This is a genomic window from Galbibacter kalidii, assembly GCF_026241135.1.
GTDB lineage: Bacteria > Bacteroidota > Bacteroidia > Flavobacteriales > Flavobacteriaceae > Galbibacter.
This window is the reverse complement of sequence record NZ_JAPFGA010000005.1, coordinates 179,500-201,507: the sequence shown is the minus strand read 5'-3', so window position 1 is coordinate 201,507 and position 22,008 is coordinate 179,500. Positions and strand designations below refer to the sequence as shown.

The window sequence follows — 22,008 nt, the reverse complement described above, 5'->3', positions numbered from 1 at the left end:
GCTCATGGTACTTAAAACACCTGTTGCGTATTTTAAACAATGCTGATTTAATATTATTGAATTTCTATTGAAAATGAATTTATAGATGTACTGAATTACAGTAAACACCGTTATTTTTGGCAACACCCTTGTTTTGAATCCCCTTAACTCCAGAAACATAACACGAAAAAAGAAAACAGTATAGATAAACATTCAATTTTGTATCTTTACCCTAGGAAAAGCTTTCCATATCCCAACGGCTAGAAGCCCAATACCAATCAGAAAAAAAATATCTTGCCCTTAAAGCTGCCCAACAGGAAGCAACCTTTACAAAAAAACTAAACCGTTATTATTTTATTTTAATAGCGGCCGGGGTGTTAGGACTGTTTTTCCTGTTTCGTTCCTATCATTTTAAACTAAAAGCATCTCAACAGCGACACTTATTGCTTGTTGGTGAAAAAAATGAAGTAGAACTGCAAGCCAGCCTTAAAGTTGAAGAAACTGCACGCTTGCGCGCCGAACGCAAACTTATGCGAGAACGTCTGGATCGGTTGGAGAAAGAGCTTTTGGCAGGTACCCTTCAAGTGGAAGAGAAGAACACGCTTTTACAAGATCTTAAAGAAAAACTTGATTCACTGTAAAGTAGTGATCCGCTACATCGGCAAATTAAACGGTTGATATCCAAAAGCCATGAGGTCGATAAAAGCTATAATGAAATAAAAACAAAGTTTGCCGAAATACGTCCTGAGTTTATCGCCAGACTTCAACAAAAAGCAGAAAACAAGCTTACCCGTCTTGATTTAAAATATTGTTCCTACATCCTTATGGAACTCACCAATAAAGAAATGGCATCAAAGTTAAATGTTGCCCCAAAAAGTATCCGTATGGCACGCTATAGGCTTAAACAGAAGCTGAATCTACAAAAAGATGAAAACCTTGATAAGTTTATCAACAATTTAGGAAGTAATAAAGTTAAATAGTTACCTCCCTCCTCTTTTGTTAATCATTGTAACTCTTAACACCTTGTTAAAACCAAGTTTGTTTTTAACGTTTCAATAACAATCCTTGGTTTAAAACATTTTTATTTACTTCAAAATATATGATATTCACTTCAATTAAAAAGTGATTAACTGCAAATTAGAACGTTGGAAGACATAGCAAGTTATATTTGATACTAGATCAAAACCTTCCAAAATGGGTTCTTGAAATAAAGAAACAAGAACAAAGTATCAAAGTGGAACGCTCCTGCATAAAACATATATTTGTCAACACATTAATTACTATAATGTTATCCTGTTCGTTTTCATACGGACAGGACAGTTTTATAATAGCTGATGGTAAGCATTCTGAAAAATTGCGCTTCGAGTTTATCAACAATCTGATAATTATACCTGTCGAAATTAATGGTGTCCCGTTTTCCTTTATTCTCGACACCGGGGTGAGCAAGCCCATATTGTTTAATCTCGCAACTGATTCACTTCAAATATCCAACGCCCGCGAGATCATTATCAAAGGTCTTGGCGAAGGCGAGCCGGTAAAAGCCATCCACACCAAGGGAAGCACCATGAAAATTGGCGGACTTAGTAATAAAAACCAAGATTTATACATATTGTCCAACACCGATTTTAACCTGTCGTCAAGGATAGGTAAAGACGTGGACGGCATAATGAGCTATGAGTTGCTGAAGGGTTTTGTGGTTAAAATCAACTTTCCGCGCGAGGTAATGAAGTTTTACAATCCCTCAAGATACAAGTACAAAAAATGTAGAAAATGTGAAACAAAAACGCTTGCTTTAGAGCAGGACAAGATCTACATAAAGGCCATGGTTACACAACATCCAACAAGCAAGCCCAAAAAAGTAAAACTGCTTCTCGATACCGGCAGTAGCAATGCCATATGGCTTTTTAAAAACAAAAAATACAACATTGCCGCCCCCACTAAGTATTTTGAAGACATCTTGGGTGTTGGCTTAAACGGGAAAGTATCAGGCAAAAGAAGCCGTATTGAGCAGTTAGTCATCGGAAAATACAACCTACAAGACGTGAAAGTGGCTTATCCCGATTCTTCTAGTTTACAATACATGCCACCAATTAGAGATCGTAACGGGCCGATAGGTATGGAAGTTTTAAAACGGTTTCACTTAATATTAGATTATCCCAATAATCGAATTACCTATAAAAAGAATTATCTTTATGACAAACCGTTTAAATACAACATGAGCGGTATCGACTTAAGACACAACGGACTACGGGCAATAAAAGACTTGGTTGGTGGACTTAACGATGTGACAAGAAAAGAAGAAGGTAACCACAATGGTGTGGAAATCATGATGCAAAAAAGCATTCGCTACGAACTCCTCCCCGCCATAGAAATTGCTGATGTGCGCGACCAAAGCCCTGCCCACAAAGCCGGTTTGCAAGAAGGCGACATTGTGTTAAAAGTAAACGGCAAGGAAACCCACAAATATTCGTTGCAAGAAGTCACCGAAATACTCAATGAAAAAGTAGGCAAGAAAATAAAGCTGATTATTGAACGTGGGGGCTCTGAATTGAAATTTTCGTTCGTGTTGAACAAGGTTCTATAACATAAAAACCACAAGCATGCATAAATCTACATTTTTAACGAAAGGCTCTTTAGCCCTATTCTGTATTGCTTTTATGGTTTCAGGGTATTATGTCATGGCTCAAAGCGAGATTAACATTCAAGTAAAAACCTTGTTTGAGCTCAATGCCAGCGGTGGTGTTACGGCCGACAAATACGGCAATATCTACATCGGCGATTTTGGTAAATATCTCGAAAAATTTGAAAAGCCAACCAAAGTGTACAAATGGAATCCTAAAACAGAAAAGCTTACGGTTTTTGCTAAAGGTTTTAAAGGGGCTTCAGGGGCTTGTTTTGATTCCAAGGGAAATTTTTACCAATCCAATAACGCCGGAAATGCCGTGAGTAAGGTTGACACCAATGGGAAAGTAATTCATAAATGGGTTCACGATACCACCAAGATTAAAACCCCCATTGGCCTTGAAGGAGATAAATCGGGAAACATCTACGTGGCTAACTGTGGGAAAAACGAAATTGGTAAAATTTCCCCGGACGGGAAGTATCAAACCTTTGCCCAATCGGAACATTTTATGTGCCCCAACGGGCTCACTCAAGATGATAAAGGAAATTTATACACCTGTAATTTCAGCGATGGTAAGATACTAAAAATAACACCCGATGGTGCGGTATCGGTTTTGGCGGAATTGCCTACATTAACCCTAGAGTCGAGGACCATTGGCAACGGACATTTAATCTATTCCAATGGTTGGCTGTTTGTGGTTACCATTGGTCCGGGCAAACTCTATCGTGTGGGTCTGGACGGTTCCGTTTTAAAAATAGCCGGCAAACATTCCGCTTTTAAAAACACTGACGGCGATGCCAGTACAGCCACTTTCAACAAGCCCAACGGCATTGCCACAAGCAAAACAGGCGACACCTTGTATATTAATGTGTATAAACCTATTTGGAAAAAAAGACCAATAGTGCTACATCCGGGCAAGGTAGTAATGGTTATGGGAATTCTGTCCTTGCCAGACACTCAAAACAATTGGTCAAAACAACAGGAAGAAATCATAGAAACCATTAATAAATTTTCCCAAACCACTACCCCCAATGGTAAAGGCGCCGATGCTTATGCAGGGTTTCTAACAGAAGATTTCAGCCGATGGACCATAGGAAGCGATTCCATTGACAATAAGAAGTCGTGGGTCGAAGGCGTTCGCGGTTGGTTTGATGACGGCTGGCGGGTATCTAACAGGGGCCAACAAATCATTTCTATTGATATTGAAGATAATGAAGCCTTCACCCGGAGAATCGTCTCCGAAACCTATACCGGACCTGACGGAGAACAATCAACTTCAAAAGCCGGGATTTCTGAAGTTTGGGTAGATAAAAACGGGAAATGGTTGCTTTATCGGGTAACGGTAAAAACCTTAACAAACGAATAAACTTTTATTATGAAAATCATATATATAAAATCTCTTCCTACCCTCATTTTAATATTGGGTATTTTATCGTCCAACCATTTAACCGGTCAGTCCACATGTGACTCGCTCCCGGAATACCGAGCCTTCGATTTTTGGGTGGGGGAATGGGATGTCTATCTAAACGATGAAAAAATAGCGGAAAGTACCATTTCCCATACTAGTGGTAACTGTGGAATAATAGAAAATTACCGCCCCCTCAATCGAGCAGGGGGAAACTCCATCAGCTATTATGATCCCGCAGCTAAAAAATGGAAACAGGATTGGGTTACGGTGGGCCAGGTATCGCACTATGTAGAACCGGATGATTATACCGAAGGTGACATGCAACTCATAGCCCGACATCATACCAAAGAAGGGGATCCATTTCTATTGCGTATGATCTACTATGCAGATGAAGTCAATAATACAGTTCGACAACTTATGGATAGATCCGATAATGAGGGGAAAACATGGAAAACTATTTTTGATGGATTGTATAAGGCCAAAACCTCCGAAAACAAATCATCAGGACAGGCTGAGTCCACCATAAGACAAATCCAAAAAGACTTTGTCAACGGCTGGAAGACCATGGATGAAGAAAAAATTATGGCCCTGATGGATAAAAATGCGAGACTTCACCCCGATGGGATAAATCCTATAACAGGCAATGCTGATATACGCGAGTATTGGTTTCCAAAAGACGGCTCAAAGACCATCATCAACGAATATAATACAGAAATTTTAAGTTTGAATATCCTTGATACCTTGGCAGTAAGTACCCAAAAATCGATGCTTGACTGGACATACGAGAAAGACACGATTCGCTTTAGCAGATTGCAAAAAGGAATCGGGTCGATGATATACAAAAAACAACCCGACAACAGCTGGAAAATCTGGCGGTCGATCTGGATGAATCTATCTATGGAAAAGAAATAACATCAACAATGAAAAACACAATACCATGAAACCATTAATCACAACCATACTATTAAGTATCTTATTTGCATCCTGTGCTAATTCCCAAAGGCAGCAAAAGACACAATTGGTGGGAGGCGGCGAAGGAACCGAAGCTATTCTTGAATTTGGCGACAGGCCATTGACACCCACAGATACTTTGCCCGATTTTCACGATCGCGGTATCCAAATAAAAGTACAGGGAAAGGTCTATCAACAGGATGGTAAAACACCGGCAGAAGGTGTGATACTTTATGTGTACCACACCAATCAGGAAGGCATCTACGCCCCAAAAGCAGATTCAAAAGGCTGGGAAAAACGGCACGGCTATATCCGCGGCTGGGTTAAAACAGATAAAAACGGGCATTATGCCTATTACACACTGCAACCCGCAGCCTATCCCAGCGGCAGAGAAGCGGCCCATATCCATTACACCATTTTAGAGTCCAATGGTAAATATTACTGGCTCGACAGTATCGTGTTTACGGGTGACCCGTTACTAACGGAAAACGAAACCAATCCTGAAGCGCCTCGTGGTGGCACGCCCCGCTTGCTCGACTTAAAAAAAGAAGGCGACCTGATGGTAGGAACAAAAGATATTATTTTAGGTAAAAATATTCCCGGGTATAAATAGTAAAAACATTAAGGAATTAAGAATAGTTAAGATAGCTCTTAATATCTTAATGGTTCATAAAAACAACAACCATGAAACAACAAATTCAAATTTTTATTGCAACAATGATTTTCACAATAACTGCGTTCTGTGCATCTGTACAAGCACAGGAAACGGTCGACTTACAAGGCGATAATCCGCCCTGTTTGCAGGCAGAGCATAAAACACTTGGGTATCTGGAAGGAAATTGGTTTGTGGAATCTAAACAAAGAGTAGATTTTACAGGCAACCAATGGGAAGAATCCGTTGGAAAATCAATTTGGACACCCATTATTGGCGGATGCGTCTTTCAGGAAGAATGGTCTGGCACTATTGACGGAAAAGAGCTGGAGTGGATTCAAATTCTTTCTTTTGACAATCGGGAGGAAAAATGGGAGCTTGCAATGGTTGATTCAGCTCATGGTAATTTAATTACCTCAGAGGGTCACCGGGAAGAAAATAAGCTGGTGTTCTATTCACCTCAAATGCGAAAAGGCAAATTACTGATTGATAAAACAACTTTCGAGAAAATTGATGACAACCATTTTCTATGGTTTTTAGAAACTTCTTTGGACGGAGGACAAAGCTGGTTAAAATTCTGGGAAATGAAGTACTCTAAACAAAAATAGAATGTACAAAACCATGAAACAACAAATTCAAATTTTTATTGCAATAATGATTACAATAACCGGGGTCGGTACATCTGTATATGCTCAGAAAAATTTACCCTATCGGGAATTACCCAATCATCCCGACACCTATACCGCAGGCAGTATGGCTTCGCGAATGGTGGACGGCCTGGGCTTCCGGTTTTACTGGGCGACTGAGGGATTACGTAAAGAAGATTTGGTTTACAGTCAAAGCAAAGAGACCCGCAATGTAACGGAAACCATAGACCACATCCTGTTTATGACTACCATGCTCGTAAACTCAATCAAACAAACTGAGGAACGCCCAAAAGAAGGTCTGTCGTTTGACGAAAAAAGAGCTATTGTACTCAACAATTTAAAAACAGCAAGTGAAATATTGCGAAAAAGTGATGTAGAAGACCTGGAAACCTACACCATTGAATTGCGCAATGGCGAAACTTTTCCGTTTTGGAATTATATCAACGGTCCCATAGCTGATTGTATCTGGCATTGCGGACAGATAGCTTCGTTCAGGAGGTCGTCGGGAAATCCGTTTAATTCAAAAGTAAGTTTATTAAGAGGAACTGTAAGAGATTAAATAAAATCATGAAACGACAAGTTCAAATTATATCTACGCTAATTTTTTTCCTGCTCATTGGAAACTACAGTTTTTCACAGGAAAGTAATGAAAATTTCAGAACTGTTTCAAATTCCGGTTTTGCACCTTCAAAAGGTGTCAATATCCATTACCGAATTTTTGGCTCAGACCAACCGCTCTTGGTCATCAACGGTGGACCGGGTTTTAGCAGTAAGGGATTCACAAAGCTGGCCAAGCAACTGGCTCAGCGCTATCAGGTGATTTTGTACGACCAACGCGGTACGGGAAAATCGAAAATGACAGACATAGACAGTACCAATATGACCATGGATTTCATGGTGGAAGATATGGAGGCCCTGCGAAAACATTTGAACCTTTCAAAATGGACAATCCTTGGCCATTCGTTTGGTGGTATTATGGCTAATTATTACACGTCAAAACATCCCGATTGTGTATCTGGCATAATCGCTTCATCCTCTGGCGGGGTGGATTTGGAACTATTGGATTATTTCGACATAAGTCAACAGCTTTCACCCACAGAAAGCGACTCGCTTAACTACTGGATCAGCAAAATCAATAATGGAGATACATCAACCTATGCTGATAAAAAGCGAAGGGAATTTTTTGCCTCGGCCTATGTGTACAACGATAAGCACATACCAGAAATTGCAGAGCGCATGACCCAGAGCAACCCCACAATCAACGGCTTGATCTGGAATGACTTACGAAGGATTGGATATGATGTGTCTGAAGAGCTTTCAACATTCGAAAAGCCCGTCCTTATTATGCAGGGCAAACAGGATATTTTACAGGAACGCACGGCAAAAAAAAACCATAATGTTTTCCCAAATTCCAATTTGGTTTTGCTCGATGCGTGTGGCCATTACGGCTGGTTAGATCAACCTGAACAATATTTTAAAGAAATTGATGCCTTTATGGAAAGTATCGAATAGTTCACCTAACAGTAAAGTATTTTCAAAAAAACACAACCATCAACAGTAATTGTGAAACATCATCAATCAATAATAAATCATTTAAAACAAAAATGTAATGAACTACATAGCTATTATAAATCAACTGTCTAAAAACAAGGCGGTTTTTAAAGACCTATTGTCGGTAGTGGACGAGGATATGGCTTTGTGGAAACCAACCCCCGAAAAATGGTGCCTACTTGAAGTAGTATGCCATTTGTACGATGAAGAACGTGAAGATTTTAGGGCAAGAACCAAGCATGTGCTTGAAATACCCACTGCGCCTTTGCCCTCTATAAACCCTCAGGGTTGGGTAACACTAAGGAACTATATTGGACAAGATTATAATCAAAAATTAAACTGTTTTTTAAATGAACGGGAGCAATCCGTGCAATGGCTGAACAGCCTTAAAAACGTCAATTGGCAAAACGCCTACGAGCATTCAAAATTTGGCGATATGACCGCCCAAATGTTTTTGTGCAACTGGCTGGCGCACGATTATTTTCACATCAGGCAAATCAACCGGCTCAAATATCAATATCTAAAGTACCTAACCAGCGAAGACCTACAATATGCCGGTAATTGGTAATAACTAATATCATGAAAAACACTTTTACAACAATCGCACTTTGCTTTTTACAAGCCTTTGCCTTTGGACAAAACAAAGCCCAAGTAAAACAGTTCGACACCGGTCTCGAACCGTACATAAACATACGCGACTTTTGTATGTCGCAAGATAAAACCGAAGCCTATTTTTCCGTACAAAGTCCCATGCAGAATGTTTCGCAAATCGCCTATATAAAAAAAGAAAATGGAACCTGGACAGAACCCCAACTAATGCCTTTTTCTGATCAATTTATGTACATGGAGCCTTTTCTTCATCCCAATCAAAACACGCTTTACTTTGTTTCTGACCGTCCGCTTAACGAAGCTAAAAACAAAAAGAAAGACTTTGACATTTGGTATGTTACCCGAGAAAACAAAACCGCAGCGTGGTCCAAGCCCGTCAACATGGGTGCACCTATAAATACTGAAAGCGACGAGTTTTACCCCACCATTTCAGAACACAACAATTTATACCTCACCAAAGTAGCCCCCGACGGTATGGGCAAAGACGATATTTATGTTTGTAAATGGCAAAATGGCACATATTTACCGCCCGTTCTGCTAAGTGAGCATATCAACAGCCAGGGTTATGAGTTCAATGCCTTTATTTCAAAGGATGAATCGTTTTTGCTCTATTCTAAGTACAATGCAAAAGGAGCACAAGGCAGTGGTGATTTGTTTATGGCCAAAAAAGACAAAACCGGACAATGGCAAAAAGCCGTTAATCTGGGCGACCAAATAAACACAAAATACATGGAATATTGCCCGTTTTATGACGAACAGAACAAGGTGTTGTACTTTACAAGCAAGCGAAATAGTCTTAAAGGCAAAAAAGTAAAATCTTTGGCTGAACTTCAGCAATACATCGCCACAGGTGAAAACGGATTGAGCAAGATTTATTACAAATTCATTACATTGTAACGTCTATACAACACACAACGATGAAATACAAAACCATACTTGTTGACGACGAAGAACTGGCACGAAAACGCATTGCCGATTTGTTAAAAGGCAACCCCGATTTTGAACTTGTAGAGCAATGCAAAAGCGGGCAGGAAGCCATAAAGTGCATTAACAGCACCCAACCACAGGTCGTTTTTTTGGACATCCATTTAAAGGACATGAACGGTATTGAGGCCCTAAACCACCTTACCGTTAAGTCCTTGCCCATAATCGTTTTTATTACCGCATACGACGAGTACGCCGTACAGGCCTTTAACCTCCACGCCATAGACTACATTTTAAAACCCTTTAAAAACGAACGTTTTTTTGAATGCCTCGACATCCTTAAAACCAAACTCAGCAACAATTACGAACAAAAACTGAACGACGTCATGGCACTTTTGGAAAAAAAGCCCAAAGGCAACGACAAACTGTTGATTACCCAAAACAACAAAACCCTGTTTGTTGATGTATTAAAAATAAAGTACATACTGTCCTCAAGTTACTATGCTGAAATCTATACCGATGATGAAAAAAAGTACGTGATACGCGAATCCTTAAAAAACCTGATTAAAAACTTGGATACAAGCATATTCCATAGGATACACCGTTCGACCATTATCAATATAAATTTCGCTTCTGAACTCTTACACTCGGGCTTTAACGAAACCGACATCCGCATGAAAGACAACAAAGTGTTCAGGATAAGCAAATCGCACAAAACAGACTTTTTAAAAAAAATAGGAGCAAAAGAATGAAGAGACTATTCAATAAATATTTTGAACCCGGGTTGTTTAAAAAAATAGCACTATTCTATCTCGGCATCAGTATTTTGATGGTGCTCAGACACCTTTATATGTTCAAATCCGCTGGGCGTGAGATGCCTCCCTTTGGAGAAATGTTCACGGTATATACCATAGATTGGATATTTGTGATAAGTTTTATGCTCATTGTTATGATGCTTACAAAATGGTTGTTGGAAAAAGAAGTTAAATGGCGGTATATTTTTTCTATACACCTGTTGTTGGCTCTAACACTCTCGTTTTTGGCCGGGGTTATTGCCCCTTTAGTAATACCAACTAACGAACCATATGCCTTAGAAAGTGTTATGTATTATTTTGTGCTTAACATTCATTTGAATATTTTAATTTATACCAGCATCGCCCTAATTACCTATAATTATTTCCACCTTAGGAAAATAAAAGAAGAAACAGCCCGAGCCGAAGCCTTGGAGAACACCTTGTTGCAATCCAAAATAAAAGTCTTGGAATCACAATTGGAGCCTCATTTTCTCTTCAATACGCTCAATAGCATATCCAGCTTGATAACCCAAAACCAAGTAGGGGCCCAAAACATGGTGGCTGATTTGAGTAGTTTTTTAAGAAAAGTACTTGAAATGCGCAATTTTGAAATGATTACTGTAGAAAAGGAAATGACCATTTTGGAAGATTATATGGCGCTAATCTTAAAACGCTTCCGCGACGATTTAAAGATAGAAACACAAATAGATCCCGATACCCATCAGGTAAAAATCCCCGGGATGCTCGTACAACCTTTAATTGAAAATTCCATCAAGCACGGCTATTCGTTAAAGCACAGCCTGTTGAAAATAAAATTAAGCATATTCAACAAGGTGGACAAAACCCATATTGTAGTTGAAAACGATGGAAAAAAGATGCCCAATACCGGTTTAAAGGGGTTTTCCGGCTTTGGACTCAGCAATGTTCACAACCGCTTGCAGGCCTATTATAAAGAAGATTTTTCGTTGGAAATAAAAAATGTTGACGGCGGCGTGAAAACGGAAATCGTCATTCCCAGCAAAACCTGAAGGTTCGAAAAGTGAAAATGGTCTTCGCTTTAAAAATAATCTTTTTCACTTTATATCAAAAAAAAGCCATTCACATCAAATTTAGTTTGGTTGGCATCATTTTACCACAAACAAGTATGTTTCCGTTTTACATTTGGGTTAACAAATAGTTGTTCAAGGTTCCACTAAACTTTGATCTCATTATGACAATTATTTGAGATTAGCCAAAAAAGCAGTACTCGTGAGTACTGCTTTTTTTTCAAAAACCTGTTTTTTTTAATTCATAAAATAGGGTGTTGACTTCTAAATACAGCCGATCCACATCATTATATCCGATAAAGCAGTATAAGAAACTACATTTGATTTGTTAACTAAAAACTAATTTATATGAAGATGGGAACAATAGTGAAACTGTTCTTTTCCGTGCAACTTCTATTCATGTCGTATTATGGGTTTGCACAAGAAAAAGAAATTACTGGTGTGGTTACAGATAGTGAAGGTCTGACCTTGCCTGGTGTAAACATTATTATTAAGGGTACTACAGGGGGTACCCAAACAGATTTTGAAGGGAATTATAGTATCAACACAGCTGTTGGCTCAACCTTGGTGTATTCGTACATTGGGTTAACAAGTGTCGAACGAGTTGTGGGTTCCGATAACATTATTAACATTCAAATGCAAGAAGACGCCCAAGCTTTGGGCGAAGTTGTAGTAACAGCTTTAGGTATTCAAAAAGAAAAGCAAGCATTGGGATATGCTGTTTCAGAAGTTACATCTGAAAGCATTGAACAACGTGCGGAAGGTGATATTGCTCGTGTTCTTACAGGCAAGGCTTCCGGGGTACAAATAAACCAACAAAGTGGTTTGTCGGGGTCTGGGACCAACATTATTATTCGAGGACTTAACTCGTTTAGTACCAGCAATCAAGCATTGTTTATAGTAGATGGTGTGCCGTTTAGTGGGGATACCAACGCACAAGGTAATTTTATTGACGGAAACAATGGATCAAGCCGGTTTTTGGATTTGGATCCTAACAATATAGAAAGCGTGAACGTTTTAAAAGGCCTTGCTGCTGCAACATTATATGGATCGCAAGGTAAAAACGGAGTTATTTTAATTACTACAAAATCTGGTTCTGCAAAAAAAGGAGCTAAAAAATCTGAAATCACAATCAACAGTTCAGTATTTTTTAATGAAATAGCTTCCTTGCCGGACTATCAAAACGAATATGGTAACGGATTTGACCAAGCCTTTGGTTGGTTCTTCAGTAATTATGGACCAAAATTTGAAGAAGAAGGGGTGGCCGGTTACGGCAATGATCCTGCCATTGACGGAAATGCAACTTTACCACACCCCTATTCAACCGCGGCGGCGGCTACAGGAATTCCTCAGGCCTTTCCTGAATTTCAGGGAGTACGCTATAAGTGGCAGCCGTACAACAGTGTAGAAGATTTTTTTAGAATGGGTACTGTTTTAAGTACTTCGATCAACGCTAAAGGTTCATCAGACAATGGAAAAATATCGTATAATGCTAACTATAGTCACTTAAATGACGAAGGGTTTACCCCGGGGAATTCCTTAACAAGAAACACACTTTCAGTAGGTGGTAATGCGGAGTTAAGCAATAGTTTTACCATCAATGGAACCTTAAACTTTTCCAGAACAGATTTTGTCTCTCCACCAGTAGCATTAAGTCAAGGTAATGGAGCAACAGCAGCCGGCTCGTCTATTTTTGGCGATCTGTGGTTTACCCCCAGAAGTATCGACATCCAGTCGTTGCCCTATGAACATCCCGTAACGGGAGGTAGTGTTTACTACCGTCAGGACAACTCGATTCAACATCCCTTATGGACTATACACAATGCAGGCTCCAACCAATTAACCAATCGGGTGTTTGGGCAATCCAGCATCAACTATAGTATTACAGACAACTTAAACTTGACCTATAGGGCTGGAATTGACGTGTATAACGAAGCAAACGTAAACTACCAAAACAAAGGCGGTATAAACAGCAACAGCGGCGATGCCAGATTAGCCAGTGGTATATATTCCACTTGGAACAATACCAATACCATTTGGGACCACAACTTAGTGTTTACTGGCGATTACGATTTGACTGATGCCGTAGGGTTTTCGTTTAACGTTGGTGCAACGTCAAGAAGAGAGGTTTTTGAGCAAAACGGTGTTGCAAGTGATGGTCAACAGGTGTTTGGTGTATTAAAACATTTCAATTTCTTAAATCAAGATGAAATTGAGTTGTTTACTGAAAGAAACATTGCAGGAGTGTATGGTCAGTTTGATTTTGATTACAACGGGTACTTGTACCTTACCTTAGCGGGGAGAAACGATTGGGTGTCAAACTTCTCGGTTGACAACCGTTCAATCTTCTACCCGAGTGCCAGTATATCCTTTATCCCTACTAAAGTATTTGAAGGTTTAAAATCAGATAAAGGGATTAACTATTTAAAACTACGGGCTGGATACGGTACCTCAGCTGGGTTTAACACATTTAATCCATTTCCCATCGCTTCTACCTTAATCTTAAACACACAGGATTTGCAAGACAGAGGTGGTAGTAATGTGGTTACCAATACTACCGGACAGGCATTGGGAAATCCGAATTTAAAACCAGAAACTGTTTCCGAAATTGAAGTAGGACTGGAATCCGCTCTGTGGGACAACAGGATTACGTTGGATTTATCACTTTACAAAAGAATTACTAACGACTTAATTGTAAGTCGACCTTTGGATCCTTCAACAGGATATTCAAGCACAGAAACCAATGTTGGTGAAATACAGGGTAGAGGGCTCGAAGCTGATTTAGGCCTAAACTTAATAAAGAGTGAAAGCGATGGTTTTAACTGGAACACTAATATGAATTTTACTACATATGAAACAGAAGTAACAGACCTTGGCCTTGATACAGAAAGGGTTATTTATGCCGGATTTATCAACTTAGGTAACGCAGCCATTGTAGGTGAACCACTGGGTGTTATATACAGTACTGCTATTGCAAGAGACCCTGATACAGGAGAATATCTTGTGGATGCACAAGGTAATTATCTGCAAGATCCGGAAGATCAAGTAATAGGCGACCCCAATCCCGATTGGACGGCTAACCTAAGTAATTCTTTCTCTTTTAAAAATTTCTCGCTTGGTTTTCAATTGAATTATGTTCATGGTGGCGATATCTACTCCAGTACCATATCCACCCTCTTGGGGCGTGGGCTTATTCCCGAAACCCTGAACAGGGAGGCCACTTACATCCTTGATGGTTTGGGCCCCGACGGGCAACCAAACAGCATACAAATCAATAACTCAGATTTCTATTTTACCAATGTACTGTTTGGCCCGAGTGAATTACAGGTTTATGATGCAACTACTATTAGGTTACAGGAACTGTCACTTGGATACTCATTACCCAAAAAAATCTTGGAAAAAACACCTTTTGGAGAGCTGTCCTTTAAAATATCTGGGAACAACCTCTGGTACGATGCTGTAAACACTCCGGATGGAGCTCGATTTGACCCAAATACATCAGGTACAGGGGTAGGTAATGGCTTTGGTTTTGATTTCTTGAACGGGCCAAGTTCAAGACGATACGGTTTTAGTGTTAAAGCTACTTTTTAATCAAAAATTTGAAAAATGATAATCATGAAAAAACATATAATGATCGCGGTTTTGTCCGTTTTGGCATTGTTTACCTCGTGTGAAACAACAGACTTGGATAAAACACAAAATCCCAACGCATTAACCCCTGAAAGTGCTAATACTGATTTCTTTTTAAATTCCATTCAAGAAGACTTTGTAAGGCAACTGGAAGGTGATGCAGATAATGATCCTAATGACAATTGGCCATCAGGTGGAGCGGTTAATGGTGATGGGTTTTCCATATTTGGTGCCCAACTTACCCGTATGATGGCAATGACAAATACGAACTCTCAAAATTATGCCGCTACCTTCCAGCCAACTGATTTTGATGACGAATGGCTAAATGCATATACCGGCATTATCAAGGACATTAGAACGATGACTCCCTTGGCAGAAGAGGCGGGACAAACAAGACATATTGGTATAGGTCAGTTTATAGAGGCATATACTATGGTTACCCTAGTTGATTTCTTTGGAGATGTGCCTTATTCTGAAGCGTTTCAAGGTGAGGAGGCAATACTTAATCCTAACCTGGACAGTGGCGCCGATATTTATGATGCAGCCTTGGTATTGTTAGATAATGCCATTGCAAATTTCACAGGTGGAGTATCCACAGAACCCGCGCTCGATGTTTTTTACGACAACGATTATTCAAAATGGGTAAAAGCGGCTAATACGCTCAAAATGCGTATATACTTACAACGTAGACTGGTTGACCCAAACGCCATGTCCAGCTTTAATGCTATTGTAAATTCGGGGAATTACATTCAAGATACTTCCGATGATTTTGAGTATCAATGGCCAGGGACAAATGCTTCTAACCCCGATTCGAGACATCCTAGGTATGGTTTGAATTATACCGGTGTAGGAGTAGCTGATTTTCAATCCAATTGGTTTATGAACCTAATGGATACCACAGACGATCCTCGTATCAGGTATTACTTTTATAGACAGGTCAATGCTGTACCAGGACAAGAAATACCATCAGATCAGTCACTTATCAGGTGTTCTACCCAACAGGCTCCTCAACACTATATTGATGGGGGTTACGTATTCTGTAACCTGCCTAACGGTTATTGGGGTAGAGATCATGGGCAAAACGACGGTCGCGATCCCGATGCGTTTCATGTAACTGCACACGGTGTATATCCGGCGGGTGGCAAGTTTGACGACAATAGATTTGAAGGTGTTAGCCTTGTTACAGGAGGGCAAGGAGCCGGTATAACGCCAATACTTACCGCTGCTTGGGTCGATTTTATGAAAGCTGAAATGGCTTTAGCCAATGGTGCTACTCTGCCTGCAAAAACAGCGATGATGGACGGTATTTCAAAATCCATCACAAAAGTACAGTCATTTGGAGCATTAGATCCTGAAGCAGACCTTTCTTTTGAACCTTCAGCCACTGATGTAAGCGATTATATAGACGCTGTGTCAGCCAATTGGGATGCGGCCAGTACAGCTGGTAAATGGGATGTTTTAGCTGAACAGTTCTTTATAGCTACATATGGTAATGGTGTAGAATCCTATAACTTTTACAGAAGAACAGGTTTCCCCACAACCTTACAACCCAATCGTTCCCCATCACCGGGTACTTTTGTAAGGTCAATCTATTATCCGGCAATTGCTGCTACCACAAATTCAAACATACAGCAAAAATCAGATCAGACGCAACCTGTATTTTGGGATAGTAACGCTCAACCGCCGGCTGCTAATTAATATTAACTGTGGAATTAAAATATAATAGTATGAAAAAAATTATAAGATATAGTTTATTGACAGTAGTTGCATTGATTGTAAGTTCGTGTAGTACCGAAGATAAAACAGTAGATGATGTAATCGAAAATGTAGAACGAGGTGCCTTTTTAAGAACCATAGCAGTTAACAACCAAACTTTCGACTTTAACGATACTTCTTCCATGTGGTCTATTACTGTCGAAGAACAAGATCAAGAAAATGGTGCATTGCTTGAAGAAGTTGAAGTGTACGCCATGCTTATTGCCGCAGACGGGAACAGCTCAGAAGAGCTCGTTAAAACCATTCCGGCCTCACAGTTTAGCCCTGGTCCGTTAGAGCTACCTCGTGCAGACATTGAAGTGGCTTTCTCAGAAGCCCTAAGTGCTTTGGGGCTACAGTCTGGTGATTTTGAAAGTACAGACCAATTTAACATCAGGTTGAATTTAAAGCTTACCGATGGTAGGTCTTACACCCAAGGCGATGCCAACCCTAACATTACTGGCGGGCAATTTTTTCAATCGCCCTTTGCGTACCGGGTACAGTTTTTCTGTGCGTTGGCAGACGCCTCATTATTTTCTGGCTCATACACCGTAACAGCCGATGCCTGGGCAGATTACGCCCCGGGCGACCAAGTGCCTGTTGTTGAGGGCGACGACCCATATACGTTCAGGATTTTATCGACCAACAATCCGTTTATCAACAATACTGATACATCTTATATAGAAGTAACCATCAACCCCGACGATGGGTCTGTAACAGCAATGGCTAACGAAGTTTTCGATTATGGAGTACCTGTTACTGTGTCAGGCTCTGGAACGGTAGGCACCTGTACCGGCGATATTAACTTGATATTGGATTTTGTTCCCTTCGCTACAGATCAATTGTTTACTTTGACTAAAAATTAATGTTGATCTTTAAAATTAAAAAGGGCCTCTTTCTGGGGCTCTTTTTGTTTAAAAAATTTTATAGAACATGAAAACCTCAACACCATATTCAAAACAAAGGTTTGTCTTAGGCCTGATACTGTTTTTTACGACCATGACATCAAGTCAAATATCAAAAAACTATGGTCAACGACTGGACAACACCCAATATGCAACCTCAGCTGCCGAGGCCGCCCTCTCTGAAATGTTTGTACAGGGTCTTGGCAAAACAAGTGAAACTCTTGAATTAGAAAACATCAATGGGTCACCTTATTTAAACGAATCCTTTACCAAAGGGAAAGTGTTTTATAAAGATTCTTTGATGGGAGAACATTTTTTGCGCTACAATGCCTACAGCGACGAAGTAGAGTTAAAAAGAACGGTCTTAAAAGAAGAATCGATCAAGGCCTTGCTAAAGGACAAATATATTTATTGTACAATTTCGGGAGTTCCCGTCGTCTATACATCGTATAGCAACGACAAAGAACAAATGCTTAACGGTTACCTACTTAAAATAACCGAGGGCAGTCAGTACAGCCTATACGTTAAAAAGACCAAAATATTTAAAGAAGGAAAAATATCAACCAACTCATTGGCACAGAGTATTCCGCCAAAATTTGTTGACGAAACGGAATATTATATTGGAAAGCATCACGATAATATCAAAATACATCTACCTGTAAAAAAAAGAAAGCTGTTGCAGGTTTTTAATATTGCACTACGCCCCAAAATAAAAAAGTATATAAAACAACACAAAATTAAACTAAAAGATAAAAACGAATTGGTTAAACTGATAGCCCATGTTAATACACTGCATTTGTAGCACATTAAGGACAAATCAAAAAATATGAAAACTAAATTCTTTGAAATATCACCTGTTTTGCCAAGTCAAGACATAGACAGAGATGTCGATTGGTACGAAAGAAAAGTAGGATTTAAGCTTTTGCATAAAGACAGTATGTATGCTGTCTTGAGAAGAGAAAATCTCTGTATCCATTTACAGTGGCATGCTGATACAGAAGACGACCCACTTCTCGGAGGTTCGGTAATAAAGATTTTCTTAAAGAACTTAATGCCGATTTTTGAGGAATTAGTGGAAAGGGGAACTGCAAAGAGAGATAAATTAAGATTAAAAACAGCTTGGAAAACTAACGAATTTGGGGTTCATGATTTGAATAATAATTCTATATTCTTTGTTGAAGACTTGTAAGCAGGCAAGATTGAAGGTATTTCAGAGAGTTTGATGGAGGTTCAAGAGTCTTGAAAAGGTAAATAACATGCTACAACAGAGTGTAAAAATAATTGATTGGTTCTAGCCTACTCTGAAAATCCTGTTTATTGTTATATTTAAGAGTATGTTTCTGCCTATTAGCATCCGGATTAAGCCCTAGATAAGTCCATACATGTATGAAAAGAATGTGTATTTATCTAAAAAATATCCGTGAGTTACACCTTACAGGAAAAAGGTTTATGTAAATTTGGGGCTTATAAATTGTTTTGATTTTTTAATCCTACTATATTTGCGTTACCGGAATGATAGCAATTTCCTTTGGAGGTTCATTTACTTTGTCGTCAACAAATCGGATAACAAATTGTTTTTTAATTTAACAATCTACTGATATATAATAAGTTATAAGAGTCAGGAGTCATCCTGTCATCCCGACCAAGAAAATCCAATCGCGAAAGTGGTTGGATTTTTTATTTTTAGGTTAATGACATATGACAGAAATATTTCATCATTCACTTTTAAATATTCCTGTCCTATATAAACCATGCAACATCCAAAAATACTTTTCACGCATTTCCCTCCCCTCTTCAAAATTGTGTCAAGTCTTATCAAATTAAAGTAAAAAGCCATTAATTTTATCACTATAGAATTTCTTTTGTACAGGACAATAGGTTTACTTTTAAATATTTCAGCATTTTTGTGCTTGGATATAATGGTTGTTGGTTGTATTATTAACGATTTTTGATTGATGATTAACAAAACATAATTCTTAACCAGCTATATCATTGACACATTAACAAATTCATATGAAACTATTAGAATACATTATAAAGCACTCCAAATTGCCCGAAAAAGGGGTGATCAATACTATAAAGTTACTCAACGAAGACAGTACCATTCCGTTTATTTCTCGTTACCGGAAAGAAATGACCGGAAACCTTGATGAAGTACAGATAACCACTATTGCGAAGCTACAACAAACCTTCGAAGAGCTTGAAAAAAGGAAACAAACCATCTTAAAAGCCATCGAAGAACAACAGGCGCTTACACCAGAACTCCAACAAAAAATTGAACAAAGCGAAACGGCTTCGCAACTGGAGGATCTCTACCTTCCGTTCAAAAAGAAAAGAAAGACCAAGGCCTCTACAGCAAGGGAAAAAGGTTTAGAACCGCTGGCAAAGATCATCATGAAACAGCATGATGACGATGTCGGTCTAACTGCCAAACGCTACCTGAACGATAAAGTGAAAAATGTGGAAGAAGCACTGCAGGGTGCCCGCGATATTATGGCCGAATGGATAAACGAAAACCAGTGGGTACGTAACAAACTCCGCCGTTTGTATTCCAGAAAGGCTGTTATAAAAACCAAAGTGGTCAAGGATAAAAAAGATACCGAAGAAGCCCAGAAATTTCAACAGTATTTTGACTGGAGTGAACCTTTGTCCAAAACACCTTCGCATCGTTTATTGGCAATGCTGCGTGCCGAGAATGAAGGCATTGTTCGTATTAAAATTGAAGTTGACAAAGACGATTCCTTGGACATTATTGACAATATCATTATTAAAACCGATATCCAAAGCAGTACCGATCAGGTTTTTATAGCTATTGAAGATGCCTACAAGCGTCTGCTCGATCCGGCTATCTCCAACGAAGCTCTAAAAGAGGCCAAATTCAATGCCGATGAAGCTGCCATTAAAGTGTTCTCTAATAATCTCCGTCAGTTGCTTTTGGCTGCTCCCCTGGGCGAAAAACGTATTCTTGCCATAGACCCGGGATATAAAAGTGGATGCAAAGTGGTTTGTTTAGATGAGAATGGCGACCTGAAATACAACGAAAACATATACCCACATCCACCCCAAAGACAAACAGGACTAGCAATCAAGAAGATAAAAACGCTGGTCAGTGCCCATAAAATTGAAGTCATTGCCATTGGTAACGGTACAGCATCCAGGGAGACGGAAGCTTTTATTAAAAAGATTGCCTTCGACAGGGATTTACAGGTCTTTGTAGTGAATGAAGCCGGGGCTTCAGTATATTCAGCATCTAAAATTGCACGAGACGAGTTTCCAAATTACGATGTCACCGTACGCGGGGCAGTGTCTATTGGTCGCCGTCTGGCTGATCCCCTGGCTGAGCTCGTAAAAATAGATCCGAAAAGCATTGGTGTGGGGCAATATCAACACGATGTGGATCAGACCAAACTCAAAGAAGAGCTGGATATGGTGGTCATGAGTTGTGTAAATAGTGTTGGGGTGAATGTAAACACTGCCTCTGCTCCACTGCTGAGTTATGTTTCTGGTATTGGTTCAGGCTTGGCAGAAAACATCATAAAATACCGCACCGAAAACGGAAGCATTCAATCGCGGAAGGATTTATTGAATGTCCCCCGATTGGGTAACAAAGCATTTGAACAAAGTGCTGCATTTCTTAGAATTACGGGTGCCGATTATCCTTTGGATAATTCGGCAGTGCACCCTGAGTGTTATAAGCTTGTTGAGCAGATGGCAAAAGACCAAAAGGTGTCTTTAGAAAAACTTATCGGCAACAAAGAACTTATAAAGCAAATAAACCTCAATAATTATACTACCGACACCGTCGGGCTTCCCACACTAACCGACATTGTAAAAGAATTGGAAAAACCGGGATTAGATCCACGGAAGAAAGTCAAAGTTTTTGAGTTCGATCCGGCTTTAAAGACCATTGAAGATGTCAATGCCGGTATGAAAGTACCCGGTATTGTAAACAACATCACCAATTTTGGGTGTTTTGTAGATATAGGCATTAAAGAAAGTGGATTGGCACATATCTCTAAACTCGCCAATGAATTTGTAAGCGATGTCAATGCTGTAGTACACCTACACCAGCACGTCATGGTAAAAGTCATTGAAGTTGATCTTTCCAGAAAACGGATTCAGCTTTCGATGATTGATTAGTAAGAAGCATATTTTTTAAAGTGAACTATTATGACCTCCTCTGATGAATTGTAGGAGTGCTAGCTCAGCTTTGGCAAAAGGTAATATGGCCTAACCCAAACCATTTGCTATCAGCATACACTAAACTAAGTACTTTCAGAAGTAAGCCGATTTTATATAATTCGTTTTTAGTAATAAGAGCATTTATTAACTTTTCATTTCCACTGTTCAAATTTCCCTCTCTTAAATTCAAATATTTTTTCCGAGACTAAATGATCTCCTGTTTCATTAATTTCGCGAATGGTATTTTTTAATTTCTCAATATTTTCTTTATCGTTTGTTCCAGATGTCAAATAAAATTAAACTCACCTCATAATCTCCACCAGAAGTCAACATGAAATAACCATTTTCTCCA

19 protein-coding genes are annotated in these 22,008 nt (G+C 39.3%); all 19 read left to right on the top strand.

Features of this window, described 5'->3' with window-relative positions; all coding sequences use genetic code 11:
• The first annotated feature begins 353 nt into the window (after nucleotides 1–353).
• Nucleotides 354–620 (top strand): hypothetical protein, encoded by a 267-nt coding sequence (locus tag OOZ15_RS07670; protein WP_265955545.1) that lies wholly within the window; start codon nucleotides 354–356, stop codon nucleotides 618–620.
• A 33-nt stretch (nucleotides 621–653) separates the two neighbouring features.
• Nucleotides 654–959, top strand: a complete 306-nt coding sequence (locus OOZ15_RS07665) for a helix-turn-helix transcriptional regulator (protein ID WP_265955543.1) — start codon at nucleotides 654–656, stop codon at nucleotides 957–959.
• 188 nt (nucleotides 960–1,147) lie between these two features.
• Nucleotides 1,148–2,563: an aspartyl protease family protein gene (locus OOZ15_RS07660; RefSeq protein WP_265955541.1), complete on the top strand. Its 1,416-nt coding sequence runs from the start codon at nucleotides 1,148–1,150 to the stop codon at nucleotides 2,561–2,563.
• 16 nt (nucleotides 2,564–2,579) lie between these two features.
• Entirely contained in the window at nucleotides 2,580–3,968 is a 1,389-nt protein-coding gene (locus OOZ15_RS07655) for an SMP-30/gluconolactonase/LRE family protein (protein ID WP_265955539.1), read from the top strand.
• A gap of 9 nt (nucleotides 3,969–3,977) precedes the next feature.
• Complete coding sequence (locus tag OOZ15_RS07650; protein WP_265955538.1) at nucleotides 3,978–4,922, top strand: YybH family protein; 945 nt, start codon at nucleotides 3,978–3,980, stop codon at nucleotides 4,920–4,922.
• Nucleotides 4,923–4,947: 25 nt separating this feature from the next.
• Nucleotides 4,948–5,574, top strand: coding sequence for a dioxygenase family protein (locus OOZ15_RS07645; protein WP_265955536.1), 627 nt, complete (start codon nucleotides 4,948–4,950; stop codon nucleotides 5,572–5,574).
• A gap of 71 nt (nucleotides 5,575–5,645) precedes the next feature.
• Nucleotides 5,646–6,221, top strand: a complete 576-nt coding sequence (locus OOZ15_RS07640) for a DUF1579 family protein (RefSeq protein WP_265955534.1) — start codon at nucleotides 5,646–5,648, stop codon at nucleotides 6,219–6,221.
• A gap of 13 nt (nucleotides 6,222–6,234) precedes the next feature.
• The gene (locus OOZ15_RS07635; protein WP_265955532.1) at nucleotides 6,235–6,819 is read left to right on the top strand and encodes a hypothetical protein; all 585 of its coding nucleotides are present in this window, start codon (nucleotides 6,235–6,237) and stop codon (nucleotides 6,817–6,819) included.
• 8 nt (nucleotides 6,820–6,827) lie between these two features.
• A complete protein-coding gene (locus OOZ15_RS07630) occupies nucleotides 6,828–7,772 on the top strand; it encodes an alpha/beta fold hydrolase (protein WP_265955530.1) in 945 nt (314 codons plus the stop codon).
• 97 nt (nucleotides 7,773–7,869) lie between these two features.
• Entirely contained in the window at nucleotides 7,870–8,379 is a 510-nt protein-coding gene (locus OOZ15_RS07625; protein WP_265955528.1) for a DinB family protein, read from the top strand.
• Between the two features lie 11 nt (nucleotides 8,380–8,390).
• Nucleotides 8,391–9,317, top strand: coding sequence for a hypothetical protein (locus tag OOZ15_RS07620; protein ID WP_265955526.1), 927 nt, complete (start codon nucleotides 8,391–8,393; stop codon nucleotides 9,315–9,317).
• 20 nt (nucleotides 9,318–9,337) lie between these two features.
• Entirely contained in the window at nucleotides 9,338–10,096 is a 759-nt protein-coding gene (locus OOZ15_RS07615) for a LytR/AlgR family response regulator transcription factor (RefSeq protein ID WP_265955525.1), read from the top strand.
• On the top strand, nucleotides 10,093–11,166 hold the full coding sequence (locus tag OOZ15_RS07610) for a sensor histidine kinase (protein WP_265955523.1): 1,074 nt from the start codon (nucleotides 10,093–10,095) through the stop codon (nucleotides 11,164–11,166). The genes OOZ15_RS07615 and OOZ15_RS07610 overlap by 4 nt, the downstream gene beginning before the upstream one ends.
• Nucleotides 11,167–11,532: 366 nt before the next feature.
• The gene (locus OOZ15_RS07605; RefSeq protein ID WP_323053822.1) at nucleotides 11,533–14,775 is read left to right on the top strand and encodes a SusC/RagA family TonB-linked outer membrane protein; all 3,243 of its coding nucleotides are present in this window, start codon (nucleotides 11,533–11,535) and stop codon (nucleotides 14,773–14,775) included.
• Between the two features lie 24 nt (nucleotides 14,776–14,799).
• Nucleotides 14,800–16,512, top strand: a complete 1,713-nt coding sequence (locus tag OOZ15_RS07600; protein WP_265955522.1) for a SusD/RagB family nutrient-binding outer membrane lipoprotein — start codon at nucleotides 14,800–14,802, stop codon at nucleotides 16,510–16,512.
• Between the two features lie 29 nt (nucleotides 16,513–16,541).
• Nucleotides 16,542–17,435: a hypothetical protein gene (locus tag OOZ15_RS07595; protein ID WP_265955521.1), complete on the top strand. Its 894-nt coding sequence runs from the start codon at nucleotides 16,542–16,544 to the stop codon at nucleotides 17,433–17,435.
• Nucleotides 17,436–17,502: 67 nt separating this feature from the next.
• Nucleotides 17,503–18,276, top strand: coding sequence for a hypothetical protein (locus OOZ15_RS07590; protein ID WP_265955503.1), 774 nt, complete (start codon nucleotides 17,503–17,505; stop codon nucleotides 18,274–18,276).
• Nucleotides 18,277–18,300: 24 nt separating this feature from the next.
• The gene (locus OOZ15_RS07585; protein ID WP_265955501.1) at nucleotides 18,301–18,663 is read left to right on the top strand and encodes a VOC family protein; all 363 of its coding nucleotides are present in this window, start codon (nucleotides 18,301–18,303) and stop codon (nucleotides 18,661–18,663) included.
• A gap of 824 nt (nucleotides 18,664–19,487) precedes the next feature.
• Nucleotides 19,488–21,614, top strand: coding sequence for a Tex family protein (locus tag OOZ15_RS07580; protein WP_265955500.1), 2,127 nt, complete (start codon nucleotides 19,488–19,490; stop codon nucleotides 21,612–21,614).
• Nucleotides 21,615–22,008 lie beyond the last annotated feature (394 nt).